The sequence below is a fragment of the Pontibacter oryzae genome (assembly GCF_003576375.1).
Lineage (GTDB): Bacteria > Bacteroidota > Bacteroidia > Cytophagales > Hymenobacteraceae > Pontibacter > Pontibacter oryzae.
In genome coordinates this window covers 160,682-177,262 of record NZ_QWGE01000005.1, presented here as the reverse complement: position 1 = coordinate 177,262, position 16,581 = coordinate 160,682, and the positions used below count along the sequence as shown (strand labels likewise).

Annotated in this window: 10 protein-coding genes; 2 read left to right on the top strand and 8 right to left on the bottom strand. The window is 52.1% G+C overall.

What is annotated here, in order from left to right:
* Window positions 1–131: 131 nt before the first annotated feature.
* From D1627_RS15580 to D1627_RS15565, 4 genes are all read right to left on the bottom strand, one after another.
* On the bottom strand, window positions 132–3,317 hold the full coding sequence (locus D1627_RS15580) for an efflux RND transporter permease subunit (protein WP_119433201.1): 3,186 nt from the start codon (window positions 3,315–3,317) through the stop codon (window positions 132–134).
* A gap of 37 nt (window positions 3,318–3,354) precedes the next feature.
* A complete protein-coding gene (locus tag D1627_RS15575) occupies window positions 3,355–4,407 on the bottom strand; it encodes an efflux RND transporter periplasmic adaptor subunit (RefSeq protein WP_119433200.1) in 1,053 nt (350 codons plus the stop codon).
* A gap of 18 nt (window positions 4,408–4,425) precedes the next feature.
* The gene (locus tag D1627_RS15570) at window positions 4,426–5,778 is read right to left on the bottom strand and encodes a TolC family protein (protein WP_233555659.1); all 1,353 of its coding nucleotides are present in this window, start codon (window positions 5,776–5,778) and stop codon (window positions 4,426–4,428) included.
* A gap of 78 nt (window positions 5,779–5,856) precedes the next feature.
* Window positions 5,857–6,330 (bottom strand): GbsR/MarR family transcriptional regulator, encoded by a 474-nt coding sequence (locus tag D1627_RS15565; RefSeq protein ID WP_233555658.1) that lies wholly within the window; start codon window positions 6,328–6,330, stop codon window positions 5,857–5,859.
* Window positions 6,331–6,616: 286 nt separating this feature from the next.
* On the opposite strand from D1627_RS15565, the gene glgP reads away from it, so the two are divergent.
* Entirely contained in the window at window positions 6,617–8,272 is a 1,656-nt protein-coding gene (gene glgP, locus D1627_RS15555; protein WP_119433198.1) for an alpha-glucan family phosphorylase, read from the top strand.
* 89 nt (window positions 8,273–8,361) lie between these two features.
* Here glgP and D1627_RS15550 read toward each other — a convergent pair whose 3' ends face one another.
* Both D1627_RS15550 and D1627_RS15545 read right to left on the bottom strand, forming a co-directional pair.
* Window positions 8,362–9,825, bottom strand: a complete 1,464-nt coding sequence (locus D1627_RS15550; RefSeq protein ID WP_119433197.1) for an aminoacyl-histidine dipeptidase — start codon at window positions 9,823–9,825, stop codon at window positions 8,362–8,364.
* 97 nt (window positions 9,826–9,922) lie between these two features.
* Window positions 9,923–10,975, bottom strand: a complete 1,053-nt coding sequence (locus D1627_RS15545) for a ferredoxin--NADP reductase (RefSeq protein WP_119433196.1) — start codon at window positions 10,973–10,975, stop codon at window positions 9,923–9,925.
* 222 nt (window positions 10,976–11,197) lie between these two features.
* Here D1627_RS15545 and D1627_RS15540 point away from each other — a divergent pair, with 222 nt between their 5' ends.
* On the top strand, window positions 11,198–13,864 hold the full coding sequence (locus D1627_RS15540; protein WP_233555657.1) for an alpha-L-rhamnosidase-related protein: 2,667 nt from the start codon (window positions 11,198–11,200) through the stop codon (window positions 13,862–13,864).
* A 78-nt stretch (window positions 13,865–13,942) separates the two neighbouring features.
* Here the strand turns inward: D1627_RS15540 and D1627_RS15535 are convergent, their stop codons facing one another.
* Window positions 13,943–14,659 carry a hypothetical protein gene (locus D1627_RS15535; RefSeq protein WP_119433195.1) on the bottom strand — a complete coding sequence of 239 codons (717 nt, stop codon included), beginning with the start codon at window positions 14,657–14,659 and terminating at the stop codon, window positions 13,943–13,945.
* Window positions 14,660–14,662: 3 nt separating this feature from the next.
* On the bottom strand, window positions 14,663–16,495 hold the full coding sequence (locus D1627_RS15530) for a YncE family protein (RefSeq protein ID WP_119433194.1): 1,833 nt from the start codon (window positions 16,493–16,495) through the stop codon (window positions 14,663–14,665).
* Window positions 16,496–16,581 lie beyond the last annotated feature (86 nt).

The following is a 16,581-nucleotide window of genomic DNA, read 5'->3' as shown; positions in this document are numbered from 1 at the left end:
TGTTGGTTTTACACTGTATAACTCAAGTGTAGCATGAGCCGGTACTGCGCTGATTTTAAAGAAGTATGTGAAGGCCAGAAGCCTTCACATACTGAACCAATTATATGTAGTATGAAGATCAGGGTATACTTTTAGTAGGCCGCAGAGTGGCTCATTTTAGACTCTTCCAGCTCAGCGGTTTCATGCTCCAGCTCTTCCATGGTTTTGTCTTCCAGTTCAATCACCGTTTTCTTGTCCATACCCAGCTTAGCCATCAGGCGGTCGAAGAGGTAATAAATCACCGGCACAACAATAAGCGTCAGGAACATGGAGCTGCTTAGGCCACCAATAAGCGCCCATGCAAGGCCGTTTTTCCACTCGGCACCCGGTCCGCTTGCCAGTGCAATCGGAAGCATACCAATTACCATGGCTAGGGTCGTCATCAGGATTGGGCGGAAACGTATTCTCACCGCTTCAGTCAGTGCCACTTTTACTTCTACACCCTCAGCCTTCAGGTTATTGGTAAAGTCTACCACCATAATGGCGTTTTTCGCAACAAGGCCAATCAGCATGATGATACCAAGTATGGAGAAGATGCTGAGCGTAGAGGCAGAAAGCGCCAGCGCAAGCAAGGCTCCAATAATAGCCAGCGGGATAGAGAACAATACCACCAGCGGGTACACATAGCTATCATACAGCGCGACCATAATCAGATACACAAAGATGATAGAGGCAAGCAGCGCCAGGCCAAGCGTTCCGAAGCCCTCGCTTTGGTTTTTCAGGTCGCCGCCAAAGTTTACCGATAAGCCTTTCGGCATATCCAGCTTGGCCAGTCGTTCCTGAATTTCGGCACCAACAGAGCCTGTTGGTCTGCCAATTACCTGTGAGGTTACTGTAACTGAGCTCACGCGGTCCTTACGCTCAAGCTTGGATGGGCCGGAGGCCTGCTCAATGTTGGCAAACTGATTCAGAAGGATTTGCTGGCCTTTGCTGTTCGTGAATGTCAGGTTACCGATGTCGGTTGTGCTGCGGCGGTCAAAGTCGTCGAGGCGGATATTGATATCATATTCTTTCTCCACGCCTCGGAACTGCGCATCGGTATTACCGCTAAAAGCTGTTTGCATGCCGGCACCCACTTGCTCCAATGATAGGCCAAGCGTCGCCATCTTGTCGCGGTCCACAGATACGGCAATCTCAGGGTTACCATCCTCTACCGACTTTTTAACCTCGGCTGTACCTTTCACTTGCTCCACCTCGGCCAGCACTTTGTCTGAGAAAGACATCAGCGTATCCAGGTTTGAACCTGAAAGAATTACCTGAATAGGGGCTTCGTTGGCACCACCAACCATACTTACCGGCACCATCGTGAACTTTACACCTGGTATAGTTTCTTCCAGACCAATTTTTACCTCCCGTGAGAAGGCGTTTGTTGTAAATGCACGCTCTGTGGCATCTACCAGCTTCACGTTTACCTCGGCAATGTAGGCAGTGTTCTGGCCAGCCTGTGCCGACGATGTCGTTCCTACTGTCGTGAATAGGTTTGTTACTTCAGGGTATTGCTCCAGATAGCCTTCTACCTGGCGGGCGGCAAAGTTGGTTTGCTCTACGGTTGCGTTTTTCGGCAGTTCCAGTTCCACGATAAATTCGCCACGGTCACCGGCGCTCACGAACTCACTGCCTATAAAACCAGCCGGAACCAGCGCAATGGAAGCCACCAGCATCACTACAGTGGCAAGCACGGTTACAAACTTATGGTTGAAGGCCCACTGCAAAGCAGAAGTAAAGCCGTCAATCACGCGGTCAAGGAAGCGCTCGAAAGCAAGTATAAACCGGCCAAAGATGTTCTTGTCAGACAGATGCTCCAGTTTAGAGAAGCGGCTGGCAAGTAACGGAATTAGGGTAAAAGCCACGAACAAGCTCAGCATGGTAGAAATAGCCACCACCACCGAGAACTGGCGCAGAATATCGGATACCAGACCTGTAGATAGCGCAATCGGCACAAACACAACCACAATTACCAGGGTAATGGACGTAACCGTAGCCATAATCTCTCGGATACCATCATAAGCAGCCTGTGCAGGCTTTTTGCCCATCTCCATGTGGCGGTAAATGTTCTCAATCACCACAATGGCGTCATCCACAAGTATACCTACTACCAACGAAAGGCCAAGTAGCGTCATCAGGTTGAGTGAGTAACCCAGCAGGCTCATGGCAATAAACGTGGCGATAAGCGAGGCCGGGATCGAGATCATCACGATCACCGCATTGCGCAGTGAGTGCAGGAACAACAGCATCACTACGGCCACAAGTATAATCGCCAGGAAAAGGTCATGGATTACCGCATCGGCAGCCTCCAGAGTGAATTCAGAGCTGTCTTTTGCAATGGTAAACTGTAATCCTTCAGCAGCATAAGTTTCTTGCAGTTGGTCAAGGGCTTTGCGTGTTAGTTCGCTAACCTCCACGGCGTTAGCATCTGATTGCTTTTGAATAGAGAGACCAATGGAAGAAACAGCGTTTACACGCGTTAGCACCTCCGTGTCTTTCTGGGCATCCTGCACTTCGGCAACATCGCCCAGGTGCACCACCGCACCGTTATCTTCGGTTTTCAGCACGAGGTTGCGCAGTTGATCCAGCGATTCATACTTTCCGGCCAGTCGGATCAGGGTTTGGCCCTGCTCGTTCTTTACCTTACCGGTCGGGAAGTCGAGGTTAGAGTAGCGTATTTTCTGCTGCACCTGCGAGATGGAAAGGCCATAGGCCTGCAGCTTCTCGGCATCCAGGTTTACCTTAATCTCACGCTCCTGGCCGCCAAGCACCTTTATCTGCGCCATGCCCGGCACACGCGACAGCTCCGGTTTTACCTTGTTCTCTATCAGGTCATAAAACTCTGTAGAAGACATTTGGGCTGTGGCGCCAAGCTGCATAATTGGCAAGTCGCTGAAGTCGAACTTGCCTAGTGAGGGCGCGTCGGCATCGTCCGGCAGCTCGCCAAGTATGGCGTTTATCTTTCGCTGGGCATCCTGAAGGCTTAGGTCTACATCGGTGCCCTGTTTCAGCTGTATTACAATAATTGAGAAGCTTTCCTGCGAGGTGCTTTTAATCTCGTCCACGTTTTCCAGCGAGGAGAGGGCGTCTTCAATTTCCTTAGTCACCGAGTTCTCCACTTCAGAAGGCGAGGCCCCAGGGTAGAAGGTAGACACGGTTAATACCGGCGGAGAGAACTTCGGAAGAAGCTCATAGTTCAGCGAGAAGTAGCTCGCTAGGCCCAACAGCGTCAGGGTAGCGAAAATCACCACCACAATCGTTGAGCGTTGTATCGATAATTTCGTGATATTCATTTAATCTGATCTCTTTAAATTTGAATGAAGTATGCGCTTACAATACGCTCACTTTGGTGCCGTTCTTCAGGTTAATCTGCCCTGACTGCACCACTTGCTCACTGGCCTCAAGGCCTCCGGTTACTTCCACTTTATTGCCTTGCACGCTTCCTACTTTAATATCCTTTAAGTATGCGTTGCCATTTTTAACTACAAACACCTGTGGGTTTTGTAAGCTTCCTACAATGACCTCACGGTCCAGGAGAAGGGCTTCGCGCTGGTCGGCCACCTCGAAGTATGCCGTACCATACATGCCGGCCTTCAGCCTGTTGTCGGCGGAGTTGCTAATCTCAAGCTCTACATTGTAGTTTAGGGAGTTATCGCCTTTGGCGGCAATGGCTTTTACCGTGCCCTCAAACGACTCGCTGCTAGCTGCATCGGCTTTAACCTGTACTTTCTGGCCCTCGCGGATCAGCAGCACCTGGCCTTCCGGCACCTTCACGTTCATCTTCAGGTTGTCCACGTTCACGATGTTGAATAGCTCGGTACCGGGATTCAGGTAAGAGCCAACCTCGATCATTTTCTTGTTGATGCGCCCGGAAATCGGCGCTTTTATACTTGCATCGGCCAATCGCTTCTTAGCCGTGATCAGGCTGGCCTCCGCGTTGCTGAAGTTAAGCCTTACATCTTCGAGCTGGCGTTTTGTAATAGCGTCGCCCTGGGCGAGATTCTCGAAGCGCTCCAGGTCGCGCTTGCTCTTAGTATAGTTTGCCTGCGCACGTACTAGCTCGGCGCGTAGCAATTGCGCATCTACTTGTGCCAGCAGGTCACCGGCTTTTACACGGTCGCCGTTGTCTTTGTAGATCTTTATTACCTGGCCCTGCGTTTCGGATAGCAGCGTAAGGTCTTGGTCCGGTATAAAGTTGCCCTGCACTGTGAATGATCTATCTAGCTGGCCGTTTTCAGCCTTCGTTACAACCACTGGAATAGACTCACTTTTGCGCTCTGCAACAGCTGCCGTGGCGGCCATTTCTTTCTTGTTGTTCATCAGTGTAAAACCAATGGCTCCAAGCGCTACCAGCACAGCTACGATATAAATTACCTTTTTCATGTTCTTGTTGAAGATTTACTATTTAGTTAGTGATTCTAGCTCGCCTCTGGCTTTCAGGTAGTTCAGCTGGGCGATTTTATACTTTAGTCTTTCGTTGTTCAGGTTTGTCTTTGCCTCGCGCAGGCTTACTTCCGCATCCAGCAAATCGGTCAGCGGCGAAATGCCTTCCTTGTAGCGATCGTTGGTGGTGTCGTACACCTCCTGGGCCAGGTCCACGTTCTGCTGCTGAGCGCCAATCGAGCTCTGGCTGTTCTGCAGTTGGGCCAGCGCGTTGGTAAGCTCCACGGCAGTGTTTGTCTCCAGCTTCGACATGTCTTGCTCCAGTTTTTGCATTTGCAGCTGGCCCTGCTTTACCTGTGCGTTTTTGCGGAAGCCGTCGAAAATAGGGATGTTCACCTGCAGGCCAACCACCGACGTTTTAAACCAAGGGGTTTCCGAGTCGAAAAGCTGGTCGCGTTGCGTTTGGTAGCCATACTGGCCATAGGCAGATAGTGTAGGGTAGTAGCCAGCCTGGATGTTCTTAATGCTGTAGCTCTGCAACTGCTTTTGCGTGTTCAGCAACTGGAACTGTACTTTCTGGCTGGTTGCCTGCTCCACAGTAATGCGTTCCGTTAGCAGGTAGTCCAGCTCGTTAGTGGTGTTTACCAGCTCAATGTCCTGCTCCAGCGGCATGTTCATGAAAAACTTAAGTATGTTTTTCTGCTGCTCAAAGTTTGTTTGTAGGGTTTGCAGCTGGTTTTTAAGGTTCGTAGTGTTCACCTTAATGCGGTTTACATCTACCTTGGCAACCAGATCGTTTTTATATTGCAACTCCATGATACGCTCCAGCTCAGCCAGCCGCTTCAGGTTAGCCTCCAGGTTATCGAACTGCTCTTTGGTTTGCAAGGTCTGGTAATAGGCCGTACCAATGTTGTAAATCAGGTCTTCCTCGGCCATATCGGTGCGCAAGCGGTACAAGTCCTGCGTGGTTTTCGCCGCTTTCAGCCCCACAAAGTATGATTGGTTAAAGAGCAGCTGCGTCAGGCGCACGTTTGCGTTTGCGTTATAGTCTTTACCGAACTTTACCGGAACATCTTCCCCCGGAGAGCCAATAATAGCTCCTGGCAAAATCTGTGTCGGCAGGTCAGGGTAGTAATCAACCCCTCCAGACACGTTCAGCTGCGGCAAGCCCTGGCTTTTTGCCTCGCGCACTTGCTGCAAGCCAATCTGCTCATCGTAAGCAGCTTTTTTAACGTCCTGGTTGTGCTCCAGCGCATACTGTATGCTTTGCTGCAGCGTTAATGGCTGTTTTTCTGGAGTGGCCTGTTGCTGCGCAAAGCCTGGCCGCAACATAAGTATGGACGCTCCGATCAGAAAGAATTTCTTAATCACTTTAGCTCTAGTTTTAAACTGTTTATATAATGTTGTTTTGTTCTGATTTTAGAGAACTAATTCAGGCTAAAAAAAGGCCTACTTTTGCTCCCTTGTTTGCTCCCAGCGCTGTAGCAAGCCCGGAAACTCCTTGTGTATGAACTGCATGAAGCTGGCAAACTCCTCAATGCTGCAGTTAAACTCAGGCGTATCCTTAGTGCGCTCCTCCAGCACCTCATGCAGCACATGGCTCATCTTAATCACACGCTCAATCTCGTTCTGGATAAGCTCGCGCCAGTTGCTCATCTTCAGTTTAAAGTAGCGCTTGCGGTCGCCGGAGAACGTGATGTAATCAATATGCCCGATGTGCATGAGCAAGTTCAGTGCTGTGCTGGTAGCGCTCTTGCTGATGTTGAGCGTTTCCCGGATCTCATCAAACGTGAGCTCAGGGCGCGGAGAAACGTAGAGTAGACCCAATATGCGGCCAGCCACCGGCTGAAACCCCTTTTCCTCGTGGGCTATCCCGATTTTCTCTATCAGCGCTCTTTTCTTATCGTTCAGCTCTATGCTCATGGTGTCATCTGTTTTCAGGTTTCTATACCTTGCAACAGCACAAAGGTATGGAATAGTTCTTTTGGTTCCTAATTTTAAGAACCAAATTTTATGGAGGTAATTTACAGCTGCAAATATATAGGATTTGCGCAGATGCGCGTTGTTAAAAAGCCTGAATTTAAAGTTAACAACCTATATAGCGGAAACTTGCGTAGGTTGATAGTATGTGCCGGTTTTTCGGGCCGCCCGCGTAGCGGCTTTTATGTTTGTAACCGGCTGGATATATATTCTATAAGAGAGAAAGTTTATGGCTTCACAATATAACAGATGGTATCACCCTTACGAGATAAACGAAAAGTATAAAAAGCGCGTGGCCTACTTCTGCATGGAGTATGGCATCCATCAGGCGCTAAAGATATACTCCGGTGGCCTGGGCTTTTTGGCTGGCTCGCACATGCGCAGCGCTTTTGAGCTGCGCCAGAACATGATTGGCATTGGCATGCTGTGGAAATATGGCTACTACGACCAGGAACGCAATGAGGACCAGACCATGCGGCCGCACTTTCAGCAGAAGTTCTATATTTATCTGGAAGACTCTGGCATTACCGTTCGGGTGTTGGTAAACGACCATCCGGTACTGGTAAAGGCCCTGGTGCTGAAACCTGAGATTTTCGGCACGGTGCCTATGTACTTCCTTACCACCGATATTCCGGATAACGACCACTTGGCCCGCACCATTACACACCGCCTGTATGATCCCGAGCCGCGCACGCGCATCGCGCAAAGTATAGTGTTGGGCATTGGCGGTGCAAAAGTGGTAGAGGCATTGGGCGGCACCGAGATTTACCACATGAACGAGGGCCACGCGCTGCCGCTGGCCTTTAAGCTGTTCGAGGATTTTGGCAAGCTGGATGAGATTAGGAAGCGCCTTGTTTTTACAACGCACACTCCTGAAAAGGCTGGTAACGAGGAGCATGAAATTCACTTGCTGCATAACATGAGCTTCTTTAATGGTGCCACGCTGGAGGAGGCCCGCGAACTGACAGGCATGCATGGCCATATGTTTAGCCATACCTTGGCAGCACTGCGCCTGGCCAAGGTAGCGAATGGCGTGTCGCAGTTGCACGGCGAGGTGGCCCGCGAAATGTGGTACGAGAACGAGGGTGTCTGCGAGATCAAGGCTATCACCAATGCGCAGAACTTCTCTTTCTGGGCTGATAAGGAACTGTGGCAAGCGCAGGAGCGCGACGATAATGCCAGCCTGGACCGCCGGAAGCGTGAGTTGAAACGTGAGCTGTTTGCCGAAGTTGCCAACCAGACCGGCAAGCTGTTCCGGACGGATGTGCTAACTGTGGTATGGGCCAGGCGCTTTGCCGCCTACAAACGTGCCGACCTGCTCTTGCGCGACATGCAGCGCTTTGTGGAGTTCGTGAGTAACAAAGAAATGCCGGTGCAGGTTATTTGGGCTGGCAAGCCGTACCCGTTTGATTATAATGCCATTGCCGTGTTCAACAAGCTGGTAAAAGTATCGCAGCAGCTGGATAACGTGGCCGTACTGACTGGTTACGAGATTGAGTTATCCAGAAAGCTGAAGCAGGGCTGCGACATCTGGCTAAACACGCCCCGCCGCCCACGCGAGGCATCGGGCACCAGCGGCATGACGGCCTCCATGAACGGAGGCGTAAATGTATCGGTGCTGGATGGCTGGATTCCGGAGTATGCCCGCAATGGGGAGAATAGTTTTGTGCTTCCGGTTGCAGACGTGTCTAAACCGGATGAGGTGCAGGACGATCAGGACTATAATAATTTGATGAAGCTGTTTGAGAAGGAGATTGTGCCGGTTTATTACCACAACCACGAGCGCTGGCTGCATATTACCAAGCAAAGCATGCGCGATGTGGTGCCACAGTTTGAGGCAAACCGCATGGCACACGAGTACTATGATTTACTTTTCAACAGTTAAACGCCACTGAAGCGATGCTTATTATAAAAGCGGGAGGCTAATCAACTTCTGAATGGCCTCCCGCTTTTATATATCAGTAGAATACCTTCCTATACTTTCTCCGGGATGCGCTGCAGGGTATCAAGCAGGTAATCCCAGTACTTTTGCACCGAGCTGATCTGCACTTTTTCATCCGGGGAGTGCGCGCCTCTGATGTTGGGGCCAAACGAGATCATTTCCATTCCTGGGTAGTTACTGCCAAGTATGCCGCACTCTAAACCGGCGTGGCAGGCGTTTACATCCGGCTCACTGTTAAACTTGCTGCGGTACAAGTCGCTCATCAGTTTAATGATGGAGGCACTTGGGTTTGGTGCCCAGCCCGGGTAGGCTCCGCTTAGGCTAACCTCGGCACCGGCCAGCTCTAACGCTGCTTGAATGGCTGCCGCCAAATCCTCTTTCTCAGAATCTACGGAACTGCGCGTGAGGCACAGTACTTTATACTTTCCGCCTGCCAGCTCAACGCGCGCTACGTTGTTGGATGTCTGCACCAGTCCCTCAATTTCGGGGCTCATGCGGTAAATGCCGTTCGGGGTAGCATAGATTGCGCGCAAAAAGGTAGCAGTAAAGGCCTTATCAGCAACCTGTGCTGGTGCTTCCGTTGCCTCAAGCTGCAGTTGCAGGTTCGGGTCGGTGCTTTTATACTCTTGCGTAAGTATGGCGCGCTGAGTTTCTACAAACTGCTCAAAAGCCGCTTTGTCTGCCTCCGGCACGGTAAGTATGGCAGATGACTCGCGCGGGATGGCATTGCGCAGGCCGCCCCCGTCGATAGCGCTCAGGCGCAGGCCGAATTGCTTGCTGGCATGGTGCAAAATGCGATTGGTAAGCTTGTTAGCGTTGGCGCGTCCCCGGATAATATCCATGCCCGAGTGGCCACCCGTGAGGCCTTTTACAGTCAGCTTATAGGCTGCCATACCTGCTGGCGTAGCTTCCTGCTGGTAAGTGCCTGTAGCCGTAATATCTACGCCGCCAGCACAGCCAATGGTAAGCTCGTGGTCGTCTTCGGTATCCAGGTTCAGGAGGATCTTAGCATCTAGCAAGCCGCCTTTCAGGCCAAGCGCGCCTGTCATTCCGGTTTCCTCATCCACGGTAAAAAGTGCCTCTACGGCCGGGTGCGGAATATCTTTAGAGGCAAGTATAGCCATGATCGTAGCCACGCCAATGCCGTTATCGGCGCCCAGCGTGGTGCCCCTTGCCTTAACCCAGTCACCGTCCACGTACATGGCAATGCCCTGCGTGTCGAAGTCGAAATCGGTGTCGTTGTTTTTCTGGTGCACCATATCCAGGTGGCTCTGCATGGCAATGGTCTGGCGGTTTTCCATGCCGGGCGTTGCGGGCTTTTTGATGATCACGTTTCCGGTCTCATCCTCGTAGGTTTCCAGGCCCAGTCTCTGGCCGAAATCCTTTATAAACTTTATAACCCGTTCTTCTTTCTTAGACGGGCGAGGTACGGCATTCAGGTCAGCAAAATTTTCCCAAAGCGCCTTTGGCTCCAGGCTGCGTACTTCAGTGCTCATAGTATGTATGGTTTAGTTTCTGGTTAATAGCAGCGCTAAAGGTACGCATTTCAGCGGGAACCACTGGCGTGGCACACCGACTAAGAAACCGCGAAGCTCAAAAATCCAGCTCCACGGGGCCACCCACCGGGTAGCCAACGCAAGTGAGTACCAGTCCCTTGGCCAGGTCGCGCTCTGTCAACACCTCGTTGTACGACATCCATACTTCACCATTGGTGCAGCGCGCGGTGCAGTTGCCGCATTTGCCGGCTTCACAGCTATAGGGAATCTGGATGCCTTCGGCCCGGGCGGCGCGAAGTATGGTGGTAGGGTACTCCACCCGCACGGTGTGCTCCTGGTTTCGGTGCCGGATGGTGACGCTGTGCGCCTCTGTATCGGGTGGCATTTGCCGGGTGGCTACTTTTGTGGTGTTAAAGTTCTCCCTGCGGATATTCTCCTCGGGCACACCGGCTTGGCGTAGCCCATAATAGCACATGCGCATGTAGTTGTTAGGCCCGCAAACGTAGCAAAGCATCCGGTCTGGGGACGTTACGGCATACTCACGCAGAAAATGCTGCAACAGGTCTTTGTAGAGCCGCGCGCGCGAGAGGTCCGGTGAGTTACTGAACAAAAACTGCACATGCAGGCGCTTCGGGAAGTCTGCCGCCAGCCTTTCCAGCTCGCTTTTGTAAATGGTATGTTCCGGTGTGCGGTTGCTGTAGATCAGGGTTACAGCAACACGGGGGAAAGTATAGAGCAAGGTTTTAAGCAGCCCGTAAATGGGCGTAATGCCACTGCCTGCAGCCAGTAAAATTACCTGTTGGTAGGCGTCTAGGTCCTCGGGAAGCGTGAAAAGCCCGGCGGCCCCGGCAGCGTAAATGCGGTCGCCAACCTGCACATCGTCTATCAGCCTCCTGGAGAAGAAGCCGTTTTCGATGCGCTTTACGCCGATGCTAAGCGGCTCCTGCAGGGCAGGCGAGGAGGTGATGGAATAGGACCTGCGAACGTCCTCCTGCTGGGTATCAGTGTGCACCAAGGTAAGATATTGGCCTGCTTTATAGACTAACGGGCGGTCGGGCTCCAGCACAAAGGTCTTAAAATCGGGTAACTCCTCTCGGATCTCTTTTACGGTAAGGGTATAGTGGTCTGTATGGCTAAGTTGCTTTGTCATGATGCTCGTTCATACGCAAAGTATGGCAGAAACGGTTGGGTGCCGATGGCCGCAACGCAGTGTCCTGAATAGTGCATTCAGCCAGTTTTGCGGATTTATGGACTATTTGCATCTTATTTTCGTAATTTCAGGCATCCTATACTTTTGCCTTCGCACACGTACAGGATGCAGTACATATTGCCAACATTAAGCCTACGCATGAAAAAAATTACCCTAAGGTCCATGATAGTTTTCTCAATGCTAGCCCTGGGCGCCTGCAAAACACAGACGCAAAAAAGCTCTGCTGCCATTTATCAGTCTGATGCTTACATCATTTATCCGGATAGCGTGGTACAGGGCAACTACGTGGCCCAGGCGCGTTCAGCCACCGAGCTTACTTCTAACTACCAGAGCCCGGCAAACGCTTTCCAAAATCCGCGCATCACGTTTAAGTTTGCCATTAACGGCCGCGACAATGAGATGAAATCCGGCACTGACCACCACGTTACCTGCCTGAGCGGCGACTGCGAAACACCTGTAATCACCTTTGGCCAGCAGTACAACGACCCGCAGGCCGTGCCTTCGGAGGCTTTTCTGGAGGAAGGTACGCAGCTAAAAGTGCGTCTAAGTATGAAACCCATGCTGGATGCCTTCGCCAAACAAGGGTATTACGAAACGCCAACCGGTGATAAGATCTACAAAGAGGATTTTAAAGGTGTATACATTGCCGGTGCAACAGATCCGCTGAGCTGGGACTTCGACAACCTGGGCGGCAAAGAAAGCGCCGAACTCAAAGATACCAACAACGACGGGATATACGAGATCACGCTGACCCTGAATGAGAAGCCGGAGGAGCGCCAAACCGCACAGCAGTGGAAAATGACCCGCGATGTGGCCGCCTTCCCGCAGTATACTTCCGATTACCCGCTTACCGATGCCCTGTATAACCTGGCCCTGGAGGAGATGATCAACGCCGTGGAGCCGGACAGCACCTTCCGTACAGGTAAGGAGTGGGCTGGCGTCTGGACCCGCGACATTAGTTACAGCATCATCCTAAGTATGGCGCAGCTGCAACCCAAGGTGTCGAAGTATAGCCTGATGCGCAAGGTAAAAGACGGCCGCATTGTGCAGGATACCGGTACCGGTGGCGCGTACCCCATCTCCACGGACCGCATGATCTGGGCAACTGCCGCCTGGGAAGTATACAAGGCTACCGGTGATGCCCAGTGGCTGCGCGATACCTACGCGATCATCTCAAAATCATTGGATGAGGACATGCTGAACGCCTTTGACCCGGAAACCGGGCTGGTGCGCGGCGAGTCCTCGTTTTTGGATTGGCGCGAGCAAACCTACCCGCGCTGGATGCAACCCGCCGACATTTACGCGTCTGAGAACCTGGGCACGAACGCCGCGCATTTCCAGGCCAACCGCGTAGCCGCCATGATGGCCGAAAAGCTAGGCGACCAAACAGCAACCGCCAAGTATAACAAGGTGGCCGAGCGCATCCGCGAAGGTATAAACAAGCACCTGTGGCTCGAGGAGAAAGGCTATTACGGGCAATACCTGTATGGCCGCAACTATAAAATCCTGTCGCCGAGGGCAGAGGCGCTGGGTGAGGCCTTAGCTGTTATCTTTGGCGTGGCTGATGCCGAGAGAAGCGCTACGGTAGTTGCCAGCACCCCGGTAACCGACTTCGGTATCCCGAGCATCTCCCCGCAGATTCCGGGCATTCCGCCTTACCACAACAACGGCATCTGGCCTTTTGTGCAGTCTTACTGGAGTTTGGCCGCAGCCCGTGCCGGCAACGAGAACGCCCTGACCGAAAGCATCAGCGCTATTTACCGCCCTGCCGCACTTTTCCTGACCAACAAGGAGAACTTTGTGGCCGCCAACGGCGATTATGCCGGCACGCAGATTAACTCTAGCAACATGCTCTGGAGCCTTGCCGGCAACCTAAGCATGGTGTACAAGGTATTCTTCGGAATGCACTTTGAAGCCGATAAACTGGTGCTGAAGCCTTTTGTGCCGAAGGCATTTGCAGGCAAGCGCAAGCTCACGAACTATACTTACCGTGGCGCAACACTTACGCTAGAAATGAATGGCTATGGTAACGAGATAAAATCCATTACAATGGATGGAAAGCCACTGGAAAACGCTGAGGTGCCTGCAAACCTGACCGGCAAGCACACTATCAAAATAGAACTTGCCAACAACGATACCGGGGGAGAGGTAAGCCACCAGCAGGTTTATACTTCGCCGGAAGCCCCAAAGGTTAGCTTGCAGCAGAACACGCTTAGCTGGCCGGAGGTAAAAGGTGCCGTGGCCTACCAGGTATTTAAAAACGGCAAGCAGCAGGAGCGCACCACCGAAACAAGGTATACTGCCGCCGCCGATGCCTACGCCGAGTACATGGTGCTGGCCGAGGACCAGAATGGCGTGACCTCCTTCGCCAGCGAGCCTGTGGTTGTTGTGCCCGCTAAGTATAAAGTGGTGTATGAGATGGAAAAGTTTGCGCCTAAAAGCACCTTCTCGGCCCGCGATTTTGAGGGCTCCGGTTTCGTGGAGATCAGCAAGCAGAAGAATACAAGTATAAGCATGCCGGTTACTGTGCCAGCCGATGGCCTCTATGCCATTGACTTTAGGTATGCCAATGGCAACGGGCCAATAAATACGAGCAATAAAGCAGCTATCCGTACCCTGAAGCTGGGCGATACCTTTGCCGGAACCATTGTGCTGCCGCAGCGCGGCGATGGCGAATGGAACAACTGGGGCTATACCAATACCGTGCAGGTGCAGATGAGTAAAGGCAGCCATACTTTAACGCTGAGCTTTGAGCCGAACAACGAGAACATGAACGGCGAGGTGAACCAGGCCATGCTAGATAACCTGCGGCTCATCAAGATCGATTAAGCAGTTTATACTTTCAACCAAACGAAAATGCCCCGGCCAAGTATGAGCCGGGGCATTTTCGTTTTATACTTACTCGCCTTAAAGCATAAAAGCCAGCGATAGATTCACCCGAAGGCCGCTCCAGCCAGGCCGGATGGCTTTGTCCTCTCTGCCATCCAGTGATAGTTTATAGTCGGGCTTGCCGGGGACGTGAAAAGGGCCGCTAGCGTTGGCAAGGTAGCCCAGGCTCAGGCTCACCGGGAAGTTGCCAAGTGGGTAGGACAAGCCCACGAAGGGTTTCAAACCCAAGCCGATGGCGTTAAACTCATCCTCGCTCTCATCCGACTCATCGTATAAACGGAAATACTCCTTATGCACCAGCGTGGTCCACAGGCTGCTAAGTTCTATGCCAGCTAAAAACTCCAGCTCACTCTCCTCCTTAACCGGCTTGTGCGAGTAAAAGGAAAAGCCCAGGGCATTGTAGCGCAGCAGGTCATCAATGGTGAACTCTCCGGAATAATCGCGGTAGGTCACGCGGCCGCCCGTGGAGCCGTGCTCTACAAAAACTCCAAGCCTTGTGCTTTCGTCCAGGTCTTTCGCAACGCCTACCCCGAAATTGAAATAGGGCGGGAATCTGTCGGTTGCCTTGGCATTTGAGAAGTTGCCAGAGGTAACAGACTCCTGCCACTTCTTCATGGTGCCCATGCTAAAGGTGCCGGCACCCAGGCGTGGCTCCAGGTAAAAACCGCCTTGCGCTGCTGCCTCAAACCCGGCCAGCATCAGAAGTATGATAAGTTTGAATGTTAGCTTTTTCATGGGTTAAAGGGGGATGAAGCGGTTGTGGGAGAAGATGCGGTTGCCGAATACGAAAGGCGCTGCCTGGCCGGCCAGCGGAAGCTTACGGCGCAGCTGCCCGGTGCTTAAGTTATACACGTACAACGTATTGTTAGCATAGCCATAGAGCAGGTCTGCGCTGGCGTCGAGGCGTATATCCTCTAGAGGTGCCTCTGTGGTAAGCGTGGCCTGCAAAGTATGGCTCTGCTCGTCATAAAACGAAATAGTGGTGCCCTTCCGGGTGAGGTACCAGGGTTTGGCGGGGTGGTAGGCAAAGGACCTTATCTGCTCATCCGGGATGCGCTCGATGGGCTCCCAGGTGCCGTTGGCCTGCTGCTGGTAAATGTCCGGGTAAATGTTGTACTGGTTCCCTCTCGGGCTGATCTCGGCTGGGTTTAAGTAGTAAAGCGTACGGTTGCGGCTTAGCACTTTTTTAGCCATCATATCCACTACATAAACGGTATCCCTGTAAGTATAGTCGCTGTGTGCGTTTATCAGCAGGCGGTTGGTGTTGCTAACGCTAAGGTCCAGGTGGGTATACTGGTGCCCCGGTAACTGAAGCAGCGCTGGCAGCTCGTAACTCTCTATGTTTTGCAGGGAAGTCGGGTTGACCTTATGGATCTTCCCGTTCTCAGCGTAATACAGGTAGCGCGCATCCTCCGAGAGGGCCACATTGGAGTAGCTGTTGTAAGGCTTCAGCTTCACAAACGTACTTTGCGCCAGCACTTGCAAAGTATGGGCATCTACTATTGTGGCCTTATCTGTGGCAAACGAGTAGAATTTGCTAACTGCTGCCCGCGTCTGCACATGGGTTAAGGGCCCCCAGGGCTCCCCGTAGCTGGGTACCGTGAACGCCATGGCATTGGTATAAGCATAGCTTAGTTTGTTAGCCGTGTTTTTAGGGTATGTGATCAGTTTTACGGTAAGGTCGCTCCCGAAGCTTTGCTCCCCAAGTATGGCTACAGTATCCGTGCGGCTTGGTATGATGACGGACTGCCCATTCGGCTTTACGAGCTCATAGCTATCGAAGGCGCGGTAAAACGGCGTGGACGAGAAGGAAACGGTCAGGTTATTTTGGGCATCATACGAGTGCTTAATTATCCTGGGCATCAGGAAAAAGTAAATCCGATTAGGGCCGCTGCTGCTGCTCCCGTACCAGCTCTGCTGCTGCGCCTTCGTCATGACGAAGTAAGTTGCAGTGCCGCCCACATAGGTCGTGTCCAGTAAGGAGGTCTGGTTCTTATCTGTGATCGTCCCGATAACCTTGTTATACTCCCCGGGCATTTGTCTTACCAGGCTGTAACTCTCAAAAAAATGCCCCGGGTACTTTTGCCAGTCTATGCGCAGGGCGCCGTTCTCCGGTTTTATACTTACGATAGCCGATGACTGCGGCGGGCCGTTTTCGATGTACACCGTCCAGGTGCGGTAAACCTCCAGCAGCTCGACGCCTACCTTATCCGCAAGGCTGCCTGTGCCCGAGTTGGTAACCACGCCCAACTGCAACACATGGTAGCCGTTGCTGTAGTTCTCGGAGTTAAAGTATACCGTGCCGTTGTATTGGGTTCCACTGGCAATGGTCTTGTTATCAAGCCTGAGGTCATAGCGCTGCAAAGGCCGGCCCGGTATTGAGATGATAAAGTTTAACGTGGTGCTGCCGCGCACGTAAATGGTGTCTTTGTCTGGGAACAGGCTCAGGTCAGCGTTAACAACGGGTTCGGGGCTGATCTCTTCGTAATGTTCGCCGGAAGGGGTAAAATCGCAGGCGGTAATGAACAGGCATGGCAGCGCCACAGCCAGCAGGAGTATAAGTTGTTTCATAGGCCGGTAAAAGATTGGGCTGTACTTAAAAAGCCGCAAATATAGTGAGCACCAATGAAATATAACAGAAGGTGGATTGATATACT

Coding starts and splice junctions, on each gene's coding strand:
- D1627_RS15565 (WP_233555658.1), bottom strand. CDS start 6,330: ATGAGCATAGAGCTGAACGATAAGAAAAGAGCGCTGATAGAGAAAATC.
- D1627_RS15530 (WP_119433194.1), bottom strand. CDS start 16,495: ATGAAACAACTTATACTCCTGCTGGCTGTGGCGCTGCCATGCCTGTTC.
- D1627_RS15535 (WP_119433195.1), bottom strand. CDS start 14,659: ATGAAAAAGCTAACATTCAAACTTATCATACTTCTGATGCTGGCCGGG.
- D1627_RS15580 (WP_119433201.1), bottom strand. CDS start 3,317: ATGAATATCACGAAATTATCGATACAACGCTCAACGATTGTGGTGGTG.
- D1627_RS15545 (WP_119433196.1), bottom strand. CDS start 10,975: ATGACAAAGCAACTTAGCCATACAGACCACTATACCCTTACCGTAAAA.
- D1627_RS15540 (WP_233555657.1), top strand. CDS start 11,198: ATGATAGTTTTCTCAATGCTAGCCCTGGGCGCCTGCAAAACACAGACG.
- D1627_RS15575 (WP_119433200.1), bottom strand. CDS start 4,407: ATGAAAAAGGTAATTTATATCGTAGCTGTGCTGGTAGCGCTTGGAGCC.
- D1627_RS15550 (WP_119433197.1), bottom strand. CDS start 9,825: ATGAGCACTGAAGTACGCAGCCTGGAGCCAAAGGCGCTTTGGGAAAAT.
- glgP (WP_119433198.1), top strand. CDS start 6,617: ATGGCTTCACAATATAACAGATGGTATCACCCTTACGAGATAAACGAA.